This window comes from Bradyrhizobium sp. CCBAU 25360, from assembly GCF_028128695.1.
Lineage (GTDB): Bacteria > Pseudomonadota > Alphaproteobacteria > Rhizobiales > Xanthobacteraceae > Bradyrhizobium > Bradyrhizobium ottawaense.
This window is the reverse complement of record NZ_LBJA01000044.1, coordinates 334273-348189: the sequence shown is the minus strand read 5'-3', so window position 1 is coordinate 348189 and position 13917 is coordinate 334273. Positions and strand designations below refer to the sequence as shown.

12 protein-coding genes are annotated in these 13917 nt (G+C 58.7%); 5 read left to right on the top strand and 7 right to left on the bottom strand.

Annotation, left to right across the window (positions count from 1 at the left end; genetic code table 11):
• Window positions 1-16: 16 nt before the first annotated feature.
• Window positions 17-754 carry a hypothetical protein gene (locus XH81_RS31940; protein ID WP_271596723.1) on the top strand — a complete coding sequence of 246 codons (738 nt, stop codon included), beginning with the start codon at window positions 17-19 and terminating at the stop codon, window positions 752-754.
• A gap of 48 nt (window positions 755-802) precedes the next feature.
• Entirely contained in the window at window positions 803-1615 is an 813-nt protein-coding gene (locus XH81_RS31935) for a hypothetical protein (RefSeq protein WP_271596722.1), read from the top strand.
• Between the two features lie 28 nt (window positions 1616-1643).
• Here the strand turns inward: XH81_RS31935 and XH81_RS31930 are convergent, their stop codons facing one another.
• Window positions 1644-2513 (bottom strand): hypothetical protein, encoded by an 870-nt coding sequence (locus tag XH81_RS31930; RefSeq protein ID WP_271596721.1) that lies wholly within the window; start codon window positions 2511-2513, stop codon window positions 1644-1646.
• Window positions 2514-2695: 182 nt separating this feature from the next.
• On the opposite strand from XH81_RS31930, the gene XH81_RS31925 reads away from it, so the two are divergent.
• Window positions 2696-3937 carry a hypothetical protein gene (locus tag XH81_RS31925; RefSeq protein WP_271596720.1) on the top strand — a complete coding sequence of 414 codons (1242 nt, stop codon included), beginning with the start codon at window positions 2696-2698 and terminating at the stop codon, window positions 3935-3937.
• 395 nt (window positions 3938-4332) lie between these two features.
• Here the strand turns inward: XH81_RS31925 and XH81_RS31920 are convergent, their stop codons facing one another.
• Window positions 4333-4464: a hypothetical protein gene (locus tag XH81_RS31920; protein ID WP_271596719.1), complete on the bottom strand. Its 132-nt coding sequence runs from the start codon at window positions 4462-4464 to the stop codon at window positions 4333-4335.
• A 314-nt stretch (window positions 4465-4778) separates the two neighbouring features.
• Window positions 4779-5345 (bottom strand): hypothetical protein, encoded by a 567-nt coding sequence (locus XH81_RS31915; protein WP_271596718.1) that lies wholly within the window; start codon window positions 5343-5345, stop codon window positions 4779-4781.
• Window positions 5346-5657: 312 nt separating this feature from the next.
• On the opposite strand from XH81_RS31915, the gene XH81_RS31910 reads away from it, so the two are divergent.
• On the top strand, window positions 5658-6104 hold the full coding sequence (locus tag XH81_RS31910) for an NYN domain-containing protein (protein WP_271596785.1): 447 nt from the start codon (window positions 5658-5660) through the stop codon (window positions 6102-6104).
• A gap of 138 nt (window positions 6105-6242) precedes the next feature.
• Window positions 6243-6935: a DUF2971 domain-containing protein gene (locus tag XH81_RS31905; protein ID WP_271596717.1), complete on the top strand. Its 693-nt coding sequence runs from the start codon at window positions 6243-6245 to the stop codon at window positions 6933-6935.
• Window positions 6936-6968: 33 nt separating this feature from the next.
• Here XH81_RS31905 and XH81_RS31900 read toward each other — a convergent pair whose 3' ends face one another.
• From XH81_RS31900 to XH81_RS31885, 4 genes are all read right to left on the bottom strand, one after another.
• Window positions 6969-7712, bottom strand: coding sequence for an HNH endonuclease (locus XH81_RS31900; RefSeq protein WP_271596716.1), 744 nt, complete (start codon window positions 7710-7712; stop codon window positions 6969-6971).
• A gap of 197 nt (window positions 7713-7909) precedes the next feature.
• A complete protein-coding gene (locus tag XH81_RS31895; protein ID WP_271596715.1) occupies window positions 7910-11254 on the bottom strand; it encodes a UvrD-helicase domain-containing protein in 3345 nt (1114 codons plus the stop codon).
• Window positions 11251-12114 (bottom strand): PD-(D/E)XK nuclease family protein, encoded by an 864-nt coding sequence (locus tag XH81_RS31890; RefSeq protein WP_271596714.1) that lies wholly within the window; start codon window positions 12112-12114, stop codon window positions 11251-11253. The genes XH81_RS31895 and XH81_RS31890 overlap by 4 nt, the downstream gene beginning before the upstream one ends.
• Window positions 12074-13903, bottom strand: a complete 1830-nt coding sequence (locus XH81_RS31885) for a hypothetical protein (protein WP_271596713.1) — start codon at window positions 13901-13903, stop codon at window positions 12074-12076. Before XH81_RS31885 ends, XH81_RS31890 begins: the two co-directional genes overlap by 41 nt.
• Window positions 13904-13917: the final 14 nt, after the last annotated feature.

Sequence of the window (13917 nt, the reverse complement as noted above, 5' to 3'; positions counted from 1 at the left end):
TGAACGAGTGATTCGCATGCCGAAGGTTCTTCCGAGCCATATCGTTAGCGCCGTTGATAATATGTTCGGCGTCGGCCGCAGCGAGCTCTATAGCCAGGCCATCACACCCGACCATCGTGGGGAGGTTTATGCCCTGCTCGACATGCTCGACCAGGTGCCGCGCGAGCTGATTGATCTGTCGTCTACCGACTATTTGGAGCTTTCACGCTGCCGGGCGGTGCTTTCGACGGCGTTGAGCCGATGGAACGGCGGTGACGGCCGCCCGGTGCGCGATGTCGGCAGCAAAGATCCGGTCGAGCGCATCCGGCGCCTTATGCGACTGTGCCAAGACGAGCTGCCGCCGGCCGAGCCTCTGTTACCCTTCATCCAAGATGCTGATATCCGCTTAGGTATCGAAGACCGCATTAGGGCATCCTGGATCGATTTCAACGCTCAGGAATGGATGGGGGCAACGGTTCTCGCCGGCGCGGCGTTAGAGGCGTTGCTTCTATGGGGGCTGAAGAACCGCCCTGTCGCGAAGAGCCCTGTCAAACGGCTCGATGAACTTCATCTCGGCGAACTGATCCGCTATGCCGCGGACAACGGAATAATCGGTGAGGGCACCAAGAACCAAGTCGGCCTCGCTAAGGATGCGCGCAACTTGGTTCATCCCGGCAGAGCACTACGATCCGGCGAAGCGTGTAACAAGACCACAGCGCTAACCGCGTTTGCTGCCGTCTACCGTGTGATCGATGAGCTTAAGGCGTCCGCATAATGGGCGGCGATCCGAAGCTTGAATCCGTGCAGTGTCTAGGGAGGCACAATGCAGCCGAATGAAGTAGTCGAAACGCTGGAGCGTCACAGAGGGGACCTCGATGCGATTTTGTCGCGATTCCAAAAGACCCGCGACGGGATTGATATCGGGGACCGTGACGATGCTCGCTTTAGGGGAATTGTTCTCGAACTGAGGGATATTTTCGATGACTTGTTCGTTGAAGGTGCCCGGCACTCACGGCCGTTGCTCGCATACTACCAGGAGAGCATCTCAAATTTCGTCGGAAGCCCGTCCTATCATGGCGTCGAGTGCGTCAGAGATGTCGTTGGGGCAGCAATTTCCCGAGTGGAACGCAACCCGCTCGCGCTGAAGGCAACTGCCGCCGCTGCGCGGGCCGCCGGCAAGAAAGATCCCGATGTTATCTTGCGGCTAGCCGAACGACTCCATGGGGTCATCCGTCAGCTCCGGGAGAGGCGAGAGGAACGACCGACGCTTGAAGTTGAAAATGAGTACGACGTGCAGGACCTGTTACACGCGTTGCTGGTCATCTATTTTGACGACATTCGAAAAGAGGAGTGGTCTCCAAGCTATGCCGGGGGTGCTTCACGCATGGACTTCTTGCTGCCGGAGGTCGAGACGGTGGTCGAAATCAAGATGACCCGGCCCTCTCTGACGACGAAGCAGCTCGGCGAGCAACTGATCGTCGATATCGCGAAGTACAAGCAGCATCCGATGTGCCGCGGTCTCTATTGTGTCGTCTACGACCCGTCAGGACGTATCGCAAATCCCCGCGGTGTTGAGAACGACTTAAGCGGCGACAACGAGAAAATGAACGTTCGCGTGATGATCGTGCCGAGATAAGCCTTGAAGGCTTGTTCGAAGCAGGCGACTAGTCCGCTGTGACCGGCGGGCCTGGCGGCATCTTTCGCTTGTAAGCGCCGCAGTGCTCGACGAACGGGCAGGTCGGGTTCTCAGGCTTCTCGAACCATTGGTAAGCGAAGCATCGACCGCTATTGAAGTCGAGGGGTTCCGTTGGATCGAGGTATCTCATCAAAATGCGTCCCTCGACGAAGCCGCAGACCTGCTGCACGAGGGCAGATTTCAAAGTCGAATTGAGCAAGTGGAAGATAGCGCGCGTAAAGGCGTTGATTTTCTCGATCGCTTCATCGATCCAGGCAAAGACGTCATTGATAATGAATGCGCTTCCGTTCTGTCGCATGCCCATATGCATGTAGCTGACGGAGCCCGTGTTATGATCCAGCGAACATCCGCCGGTCGCGAGGTGGGTCAACTCATCGCGCCAATAGAGGAGGCCATTGTACCAATGAGCCGAACGGATTGCGTCCTTTAACTCTTCAGGAAAACCGCCGGTCACTTTGTCTATGTTCTGAAACAGCTTCCTTGTGGAGCCCGGAAATGACCGAGAGCCCCTGCTGTAAATGGCATGCAGTACCTTTACGGTGCAGTCGACCGAGGAATAGAGCTCAAGGACAGCCGCTTCGATAACAGTTGACAGTTCGCGAGAGTTTACAGCTGGCGTAAATCCATTCTTGTTGAGTTGGTCTCGGTCGATATCAAGGCCGGGTCTCAATTTGACGGCTAGGGCCCGCAGTGTGATCGCCTTTTCGAGATGTGTACCGACGCCGCTCACGGCACGTCGGTTACGGTCGGAAAACTTGTAGGTCTCTCCGTAAAAGTTGGCAAAGCGGTCGACCTCGCCCCAGAGTTCAGGCGCAAAAACGCGGACGGTCGGTAGCATTTGCTGTGTCATGCTCGACAAAGGCTTACCACAAAAGGCGCGGCTTGTGTACGGGCGTGGCTGCAGGCGGTCCAGCGGACTATTATCCGACGCCGCCGCGCACTGGTCTGTTGCACTCCAATAGGCTCGGCTATTCTGGAACTATGTCTGACACTCTATATTTGCAAGCCATCGAGCTGCTCTTGTCCGCCATGTACCGTACGCGAGGAGACGACGGGCTAGAAAACCGGTTCTTGGTCGGCCCGCCGGGAACGCCGCTTTGGCAGAAGCGCATCAGCACATTTGTGTTCTTTAGACGCCGGTTGCTGGTTCGCGCGGCGCTCTACGTAAGAAAGGTCGGGCCGCCGTATCTCAGATCGACGGCCATGAATGATATTCAAAGCCAACTCAGATCCTTCGCAATTGCGCACTACGGGCTCTTCGCTAGTGAAACATTCCTCAGGCGATTCGAGGAGTCTTACAATGAGCGCATTGGGCAGGACGTAAAGATCAGGCTGGCCGACTTGCTCGCCGCATCAGAACTATTCAATCCCAAGAGTTGCCTTGCGCTTTATCCGCTGGTGCCCGTTGTCGTCGAGACTGATTTTCGTTCGTCGCCGTTCTTTCTCCTTCAGCCGGGCTCAGTCAGCGAAATTGACACGGACATAAAGGTACCGGCGTTCTCGCCCGAGGTATTTCCTCCCGTAGCCAATTGGGACGCAAGGACCGAAAAGGCGTCATCTTGGCTCGGCATACGGTCGCCCATCATTCAGGCGTCTAACAAGATCAAAGCAGCGGTCTTGGGCGCCTTAGCGCTCACGCCTCATCCTCGATGTCGGCATCAATTTTCGATGCGAAGTATGTTCGGTGGACTTTGTTCCTTCGATGCCATGGGGCGCATTAATCTCACGTTTGGCGAGGCGCATACCCCCGCGATGGCCGAGGATATAGTTATCCGACAAGCTGATCACGACTGGCTCGCTATGCTGGCACTCAAACTAGGCCAGACAGATGATCCCACACGCAGACAAATTAGGGCTCTTGAATATTATTATCGGGCATGGCCGCTCGATCCGCACGAGCGCTTCCCTTGGCTCTTCATGACCCTTGATGCCATTTTCGGCGATTCGGGCCGCGCCACTCAGGCTATAATTGACGCGGTCAAACCGGATGGCGGAGCCGGATTCGAGTATAAGAGATTGAGGCTTCTCCTTAGGCTCCGCGCATCGGTGATCCATGGGGGCGCGCCCGACGTCTACGACTCCGACAAATATCACGAATACTACGAGCAGTACGGTGACGACCCGCTCGATGATCTTGAGGTGATTACCGCGAAGTGCCTTCGAGCCCACATATTCGAAGGGGTGTTGGTCGAGCACCCCGATCCTCATGCTGATCTCATTCGAGCGTACCAGGATGGCACCTTGGGTAGGCACTCGTCCTGAGCGCAGGTCCTTCGACGACATTCAGTGGAATCAAGTGGGCGGGTTGGTACCGCGGCGGATTTCCGTTTCACATACGGGAAAGAAGTCGGCACCGGCCGCACCGCCTTTGCCTATGAGAAGCTTGTCCGGTTGAAGCATCTCTACGGCGTCTCGATGTGGGCGCTGCTGTATCGCCTTAAGGACGTCGGGATTATCTCAGAGGCCAACCTGAAAAACCTGTTCCGGACGCCGGCACGGGCGTGGCTCAGGGTTCCACAGCCGCAGTCTCCTGGCCAGCGTGAAGCTTGCTCAATGCCTGGAGGCGTGGCTCAACGACCCCTTAGTACGGCTGCCGGTGGGGCAGCTCAATACCCGACTGCGACTTCTGACAAAGAAGTAACCCAAAAGCGCTGACGTCAGCGGCGAAGCAAAGTGAGATAGAGAATGAAGGCCAGCACGACCACGGCAAGCGAATAGACGGCCGTCTCACCGTTGGCAGAGGCCGAAAAGCCAAAGAGATGAATCTGGAGGCTTTGCGCCGAGGGCATAGGATATCTCCTTGCCGGGCGCACGAGATCGCCCGGCGGTTTTACACGCCTAGGGCGATCTCTGGTTACGCAGTCATCCTACCACTGCGATGGGCGATTAGTCCGCCCCGTCAGAAATCGTATGAAACTCCAATTAGCCCGTCGTTCGGGCTCCGTTTGCGAACCGCTCGAACTCGCATTGGCGAAGGCCTACGGAAAGACCTCTCCCCTCCCTGGGGAAGCCCTGTGCTGCGGGTAGTACGCAGTAGCGAGAGCTGTCCATTAAGTGCGGAAGCGGGAAGCGATTCGCAAGAGGATTGAATGCAGTGACGTGGTCACAAAAAGGCTTTGAAGAATGCCAGTGCGGCAGTGACGAGAGCGCCCAGGGCAACCAGCGGCCCTTTATCGTGTTCAGCAACGCGCCTAGCAACGAACTCGAAGGCAGACAGCGGAAGCAGCAACGCTGCGACGACCAGCACCGCAGTTGACAGGAAAAATTGCTTCATTGCTATAATCACGCCGGTCAGCGACACGCCGGCAATAGCGCCGTGGAGCGCGATGATTTCAGCGCCTCTCCAATCCAAGGTCCTGTCCCACGCGAAAAGCAGTCCGCCCAAGAAGGCCGCGCCGCTCGGGATTAGAAACCACACAAAGACCGCCACCCAGAGCGGCGCTGTGAAGAGCATTACAACGGTCACCAGAGCAGTAATGAGCGGCGTGTCTTCGCGCATGAGCTTGCCGGCGCCCCTGGAGACCAGGGCTTGCCGGCAATGGTCCACCGCAGACCAGGCGCGGATATTCCACAGCGCGAGGGCGCGTTGTTGAGCGTCGGAAAGCAGAATGCTGAGGATCGTCAAACAGAACGCCATCGCGCTCAGCAGCATCAGACTCTTGTTCAGCATCTGACTGGCCTCCTGACCAACGCCACTTTAAAACGAATCGGCTCCAGCTAGCGGTGCACAGCCGACTCCGACGGGCGGTTCAAGAGGGCCGAATAAGCCCTATATATCAGCTGGTTGGAATAGAGCGGTCGGAACCGTCAGTTCACTTTCAAGTTGACAAATCGGGCTTTTCGCCCTATATAGAGACCATTCTCTCCCACTTCGGTATATCCAGGTGGACAGGTCGGTTCCTAAAGGTTCCGGCCTTTTTCATTTTGTGCTACCGTTTCGTGTAATGCGCAAAGTGATGACGGGTTCAACCTCTACCACGCCATCGACGAACTCGGAAAACCCCACCTCAAATGGCTCGACCTTTACGCCCTTGCCAAGAGCATCTGCGGTGAGGGCGAGACGCTGGTCGGGGTGAAATATTTCACCGCCTATGCGACCTGGAAGCAGGGGGCCGTGGGGAGGCACCGAGCTTATGTCGCCGCGCTCAAGCATGCGGGTGTCGACCCGATCATCGGTCACTTCAAGGAAAAGCACCGCCGCTGCAGCAGCTGCGGGGCGACCTGGATCGGCCACGAGGAAAAGGAAACCGACGTCGCGATCGCGGTGACCCTGGTGGCAGACGCCTTTACCGATGCCTACGACCGGGCGCTGATCATCAGTGCGGACTCGGATCTTGGTCCGGCCATCGCCACAGTCGCCGACCACTTCCGAAGAAGAGCCTCAACGTCATTGCTCCTCCTGGCCGCCGCGGCCATGCACGCGATCTGAAGCCGCTTTTTGAGATCACGCCTGGCCGGCTCGCGAAATGTCTGTTGCCGCAGACCGCCAACGGTCAGGATGGCCAGCCGCTTTTTACGCGACCAACCTCTTACGATCCGCCGAAACCGTGATACTCCGCAACGAGTGGTGGGTGAACTGATGGCCATAGGCGGTAACCGAGCCAAGGTTCGCGTTTATCACTTTGCAAATCGGGAATTCGGGCTGGATGATATCCGAAGGCGGCGGCTCAAGATTGCGACCATTGCCGACGTCAACGACCCCTTCGAACTTCTACCTTCCTCAACTGACAAGCTTGTTCGCCAGCGCTTCCGTATCTGGCGAGAACAGTTTGACAAGGCGTTCGGTATGCTCTGTTTCAGCCGGAGCTGGCGAAACCCTGTCCAATGGAGCCACTACGCGGCAAAGCACACCGGCTTGTGTTTCGGCTTCGACATCCCTTCAAATCTTCTGACGAAGGTTCGCTACTCGGCCGATCGCCTAACTCCGAGCGTCGAGGTGCTGGAAGGTGGCGGGCCGAGCGCACAGAAGGAGATGCTGAAGCTGCTTTCAACCAAGTACGAGCATTGGCGGTATGAGAATGAGCTGCGTCTCTTCACCCGGTTGAACGACAAGGACCCTTCCAACGGGTTATACTTCGCTGACTTTTCCTCACGCATGACGCTTAAAGAGGTCATTGTCGGGCCACTGTCCGCTGTGACCCAGGAAGAGTTAAAGGCTGCCCTGGGCGATCTTGAGCCCCGGGTGGACGTCTATAAGGCTCGACTAGCCTTCCGAACCTACACGGTCACGCGCCAGCTCAACCCGACCCTTTGGGAATAGATCGTTGTTCTTTTTGGCCCGGCCGCCGTCGGGCTAAGCCGTCGCCACAGAATCGGAGTCTCTGCCGTCATCGAGCATCTGCAGAACCCTGTGTGAAGCGGTCAGTCCGCCGACCACCCGCATCGCCGCTTCCGGCTCGTGAGGATCGCCGCTGGTGCGAAGACCGCCGAATAGCTGATATTCCCAGATCGACATTTCCGGAAAATCAGCACCTTGCGCGCCCTCATACACGAGAGCGCCAGCGCCAATATCGCCTTTGATGCGGGCGCGGGCATTGCCGGCGAGCAGCTTGCGGTGAATCTCCTCGCCTTGCCGGTTCAAGAGCCCCGCCCAGACGCCATGCTTCTGCCGGTCGAGCGTCACCCCGAAATGGTGATAGAGCAGCCCTTGGGTGATGAATTTGAACAGCTCGCCGACCCGGTTACCGTCGAAGGGCAGGGTCATCGCCGGCACGAAGATGCCGTTCTGAAGCGTCAGCTCCTGCCGGTGTCCGGCGGTAAGCTGGTTCTTGAGCTTCGCATTTCTGTTCAGGCGCGGCTCGACCATCTGAGACAGCACCGTGAGCGCGTCCTGATGGTTGCTGGCGAACGGCAGCACGGACGTCAAATAGTGCTCGTGGCCGCTCTTGACGTTATTGCATGCTCTGCAGGCCGGGACCTTGGGCAAGTTCGCCCGACGATTGACTGGCAGAAATTCCCGCGCGAAGACATGATCCATCGTCTCGGCAGGCGAGATGCCGCAGTAGACACAGATTTTGCCGACGTGCCGCTTGCTCATGACCGCCGTATACCAGGCATCTCAGCTGCGCCGATCGGCAAAAGAGCGGCCGAGTTGATCGGCTGGAGGTCGAGGCGGGGATAATTCGGGACCCGACCGCATTGGCGCAAAGATCGCAAGCGCGGGGCAGACGGTGGCTTGCCTTCGCACACATTCCACTCCCTTTATATGTTGCCGCCAGTCGCGCCTGATAGTGATCATGACGGCCTCCCTTCGTGAACTGCTTCGACCTGCTCGGGGCTGGGAGCCGACAAAGAGGTAGGATTTTCGACCCATGATATCTCGCCTAGACTCAGGAATACGAGTAATCCGCGCTTGGCTCCAGTCGCCTCCAGATAATCCTGGAGCTGCGCGGCGTAGCGATGGCGGATTGCCGAACTTGGGTTGACATCCGACTTCCAATCAACCGCTATCTCCACGCTGTCCTCTCTGGTCGCGAGCGCGTCCGCTCGGCCTGCGACGAGGACACCTTCACGTGAAGCCCAAATCGCGACTTCAGGCACAAGGAAGGGCCGCAACTCCGCGATTTCCGGCAGGGCTAGAGCCCGCAACGCGCATCTCGCCATCTCTGCCGGATCGGGACGGGTCTCCTTCTCGTCCGCGTCCGTTAGCAACTGCACGAGCAACTCTTCGGCCCGGAAAGCCACCAGTCTCTCCTGAACCTCTAGCTCGCCTGTCAGGAACTCCTCCATCAATTTGTGAAGGACAATTCCACGTAGTGCTCCGCCGCCAACCACTTCCATTTGTTCGGCAAGCGAATCGGCCACGACGACGGTGTCGACGGGATCAGCCAGGCGGTCTTGATCGTGATCGCTCGGACGGCGCCAGACAACGGGCGGTGCTCCCTCGTTCACCTTTATCTGCTCTGCCGTGAAAGTGTCGGCGGATTGGTTGTTCTCGTGCGCTGCCGCTTGGCGGACGTCCGATGCGGGGAAGCCCGAAACGTCCAGCTCTGGGATCTCTCCTTGCTGAAGATCAATCGAGCTGAACCATGAGCTTTTCGCAGCCTGAGGGATATGCGGAAGGATAAGGAGATCCCGCGCTCGCGTGCACGCGACGTACCAGATTCTCTCGCGTTGGTTGGCGTCTTCCTGACTTTCCTCCGCGCGCGCCGCGGCCAAATCCGGTGGCGCGACTCCTCCGATCATCCAGTGCAGAGTGTTATCGGACTGCCGATGTACAAACTGATCCGGGCGATAAAGTTCAGTCGTTGAATTGATCGGTATGACGACTGGCCATTCTAGGCCCTTCGCTTTGTGTATGGTGACAACCTCAATCGCGTGCTCAGCAGCATCGATACGCCCCTCTGGCGCCCGTACTTTGCGTTCCCAATCCGCCTGCAAGTCTCGAACGAACGCGCGTAACCCTGCAACTCCATAGCCACGCGCGCGCTCAATGAGTGCGTCCAGATTGGCGAGCGCCCGTGCGTTGCGGTTGCGGTGGCGGGCCGCCATAATCACGCGTGCGTTCAGACGTTCAATCGCCTCAGCCAGGATAAGGCTTGGCGTCGAGATCGCTGCGCGCCGCCGTAGATCTTGCAAACTGACGAGAATTGCTTTCGCGACGGGATGTTGGACCGCCGAAGGATCGGTCCGTACGCTTAAGAAGTTCGGGCGCCCGTTTATCTCCGGCAGTCCGGCGGTGATGTCCAAAAGTTCTTGGTCGGTCAGACCGACCAACGGTCCGCGCGTGAGCGCACCGAAAGCTAGAGTGTCGGAGGAATCGGCCAGCACACGAAGGAGCGCGAGGATATCCTGAGTCTCCTGTCGTCGCATGAGCGACTGACCCGCTTGCGACGATACGGCAAGGTTGCGCTGCTCCAGCGCGCGTTCGTAGCGCCAGAGCTCGGTGTGCCCTGGCGATAAAAGTGCAATGTCCCCGGGCTGAAGGGACGAAAGGGAGCCGTCCGCGCGCCGGATCATCATCTTGCCAATTAAGCGAGCACAGATGTCCGCGACCTTTTCGGCTTCGGCCTCACGGAACATCTCCGCGTAGATACGTCCTTCGGTCGCCACTTGGATCGTGAAGCGGGTCACGCACGGAATGGGATACGAACCGTCAGGGATCGTCGACGCAAGCGCGACATATCTGGGCTGCCCGGTCTTGCCGAAGACCGTTTCAAAACACGAATTGACGTGTCGAATGATCGCCTTCTGAGATCTAAAATTCGCCGTTACTTCGATGACGGCCCCACTCTGCTGTGCGCCAACAAGTCGGCGGCAGAGTTCATAAATCTCGATATCCGCGCCTCGGAACCGGTAGATAGCCTGCTTTGGATCCCCGACCAGGAACAGAGAACCGGGCCGCAACCGACTGTCTTCCCAGCGATCCACACGATCGTCAGTCGCGGCGATGGAGAAGAGGATTTCGCTCTGAACACGGTCGGTGTCCTGAAATTCGTCGACCAGAATGTGCTTGTAACGTCGTCCGATCGCTTGGCGGACTTCTTCGTGGTTGCGAACCAGGGACCGCACATGCAGGAGGAGGTCGTCGAAGTCGAGCACCGCCGCCGCCCGCTTTCGTACCTCGTAGCTTTCGAGCAGCAGATCGAGCGACGCCGACAAAATGCAGACGAGCGAACCTGCGATGTGTCCGATCAGCTCGTTCCAAGCGTCAACGACTATCTGATAGCGCTGGATAGCAGCCTCGCTGCCCGACTCACCGGGATGCGCGCCAAAGATCTCCGCTGCTTCACTATAAGTCTTGAGCTGAAGTCCCTTAGCGAACAGTCGACATGGACCAGCATCGCAAAATCGCCATAAGGTCGCGAAATCGGGTGCGCTATCGAAAGCGTGCTCATATCGCGCCGAGAGCCGACGCAGCTCATGGGCAATTCCCCGGACGCCGTTGTCGTTGTCGATATTTGTTTGCCACCTATAAAAATCATCGACTGCCTGGGAAAACACGATGTCGGGTCGGGCATCTTGTGGCGGGGGAATTGGAGCCGCTTCCGGATGTTCGCGCCGGAGCATAGCAAGTTCACGAATGAGATCGACGACCTTCAGTGGAATCTCCTCCGCGAGCACGACAATCGGGTCGTCCTCAATCGCGCCGCCCTCGGCGAGTCTGCGGGAAAACCACGCAGAAAGCTCGCCGCGAAACAGCGCTTCCGCGATCGTTTCATCGACTATGCGCGCGCCCGGATCGAGGCCGGCCTGTACTGCGTGGCTATGAATGACGGCCTGGCAAAAGCCGTGGATTGTCGTGGCGGTTAATTCGTCAAGCCTCGGTGCCGCCGCAGAGAGTGCCGCTTGCTGCGCGGCTGTGAGGCCCGAAGGGAGTACGGGCTTAATGAAATCGGGTATGTTGCCTGCAAGGAGCGCTTCCACCGTCTCCCGGATACGGCGCGCGAGCTGGCCGGCCGCGAGGTCAGTAAAGGTGATGGCGGCAATATCCCCGGGTGGGAAACCAGCTGCCAACATTATCGCGACGCGCCCGGCCATGAGCGAGGTTTTTCCCGTCCCGGCGGCGGCCTCGACCAGAAGAACCGACGTGAAGTCAGTCATCGCGCGAATACGACCATCCTGATCGACCAGCGTCATTTGGACGAATTCCACAGCTTGCCAAGTCTCTGGTTGGCGGCGCGAAAGTCGCCCCCTTTACGCCGGAGGTAGCTCTCACGATCTGCAGGAAGAGCGAGGCGCATATCATCGTAGTGCGCGTCCTGCTCCCACCGCGGCGCGATGCGTCCACTGCGCAGGATCTCCACCCCTGCCACCAAGAAAGTGGTGGCCTCGACAATCGCATTGTCCAGTTCGTCACCTCTCAATTCGAATTTGGCGGGTTCATCAGCGAGGTAGATCAACCTCGCTACAATCGTTCTGACCTCCGGAAGAAGTGTGCGGACCGCCATGGCGTAGAGCACGCGCTGAAGCTCACGTCCCTGTCCGAGCACGATACGCTGACTTTTCGGAGGCGGCTTGGTGCTCTTGTAATCAGTGATCTGCGCGCCGTCGCCCGAAGCGCGTATATCGAGACGATCGATCCGACCGCCATAGACGAGTCCCGCTTGCGCAATCGGAACCTTGATTGTCTCATTCCAGGGGAGTTCGCTACGTGTTGATGCTTCCTGGCCGAACGGCACCTCGCTCCAGGTTCGGGTGTCGGTCCTAGTCGGATCATCAGACGCAAGCCCCTTGGCCGTGCGCCGGGCTGCTTCCTTCACGGTATGCTGCCAAAGTATAGGCGGCGGTACGGAGCGCTGTAGCGGCCAAGAAGCCATAATCCTGGATGAGGCCGCGGCGATAGCTGCGTCGATCTCATCCGGGTTTGCGCGAGCGAACCCTGGACTCGGTTCAAGCCTCGTGATCGCGCCGCTGATGAGTTCGTGCACGAGTTCACCAAAAGCCATTGGATCCAGCTCAAGGGGTTCTGGCTCCATCCGTATGGAGTGCCAACCCAACGCGTAGCGCCAGACGAAGCCGAGCGGATCGCGCAGAAGGCGCTGCAGCGATGTCGTTGAATTGAGTGCGGCCGAGTGCGGCCAGAACCGCAGGATGGTCGGCCGCGATCAGGCCGTCGTGGCGCGTTAGTGTTGATTCCCGCAGCCAATTCCGCCAGCAAAGCTGGCTTTGGCGAACATGCTCGAGCTGCCCTGCTTCACGAGGCCGGGCCAACAGACGGTCAGCTTCACTGAATGCGTGCGCAGGAATTCGGTCCCGCTTATGGATGACCTCGTCCTCAGGCCAAAGCGAACTCGGGGAAAGGATGCTGCCCTTCGCGTTGCGCTCTGGCCGTGACAGAACCAAGACCTCGCGCGCTGCACCGCGGATCACATCAAAATGCAAACGGTCGCGGTCTGCCGTCGTGAGTCCATGCAATGTCCGCCGGTCGAGAAGATGGTCGGGGATCAGAGGGTCATCACTCTCTAAGCGAGGCCACGATCGATTAGTCAGGCCGAGCAAACGGACAAAGGGTCGCGGGCTCGCAGCCAAGTGCGACGCAGGACACCAAACAATACTGTTCGCCGGATCTCGTCCATCACGTACCCGCAATGCCTGCAGCGAGAGCGCGATTGCGTGGAGCGGCGCGCTCCGTGATGCTTCCTCCCACATGGCCAAGCTGGCGCCGCTGAGTAGCAGCCGGCCTGCCTCTCGGCCCATGTTGGGCCCACGTGCGAGGAGGTCGAGAACCGGGAGGAGGATCGTCTCAGCAAAAATGCCAGCCGTACGATGCGATCGGCCGACGATAAGTGCCTCCCGCCATTGGTCCAGGGTCTTCAGGCCGGCACTCCGAGGTATCGACGAGAACCAATCTTCTGGAAGGGTGCTCATGAAGGGGCGCGCCGGCAGGCGGCGGAAAAGTCGCCAAACGCGTTCTTGGCTCAGGCCGTTCGTCAAGATGTCCGCTAAGGCAGCACAGGCCTGTCCTTCAGGCGTGCTGAGTGCTGGAACGCCGTGCGAGAAATGGAGCGGAAGTCCAGCGTTGTTTGCGTAGGCAAGAAAGTGGTCGTCCCAGTCCGGTGTCGACGTCGCCGCTATCGCGACCTCCTCAGCCTTTGCTTGGCCCGAAGACAGGAGCTGACGCACCCATCGTAGTGCCTCCACGACCTCGGACTTTGGATCGGCGCTCGCCTCAGCCGAAAAGTTGGTCGGAGTAACCTCTGCCCGTGGGCGAAGCGTGCCCTTAAACCATGCATTCTCGGTTCGGACGGGCGTATCCCAGGAAAGTTCGGTGAAGCCGGCGATTTCATTTAGCAAGGGACGCCACACAGCGTCGATCTCCACGACCCCGTCGAGTGTGACAGGCCCAAGCAAGGTCTTCGACCGCGCTGCCCGCGACATCGCAGCGTCACGCAGATCGCGAGGCAGTCTCCTGGAGGCAGGAAGAAGCTTCCTTACGCGTGTCTCGAGCAGATGTAGATCTGCGAAGCGACCGACATGCTGGGGGAGGGATGAAAGGTCGATATCCGCACGCCATACTGCATCGAGCGACTGAAGCACAGCTCGAGGCATGCCCGGCAGGCTCGAAACGTTGCCGAGATCCTGGAAACCGCCAGCGGCCAACGCCGCTTGAATAGCAGGATAGAGAAAGTCTGTAGTGACGGGAGCTATAAACCCGCCAGCAAGACGGGCAGCGACAAGCGGAAGGGTGAGAATTTCACGTCCAATATTTCCGCTACGTGCGGCCGCCAAACGTTGCGTGCGGATAGCCAACGGCCCATGTACGACGAGGGTGGAGCGCACAATCATCAAACAAGATCCTG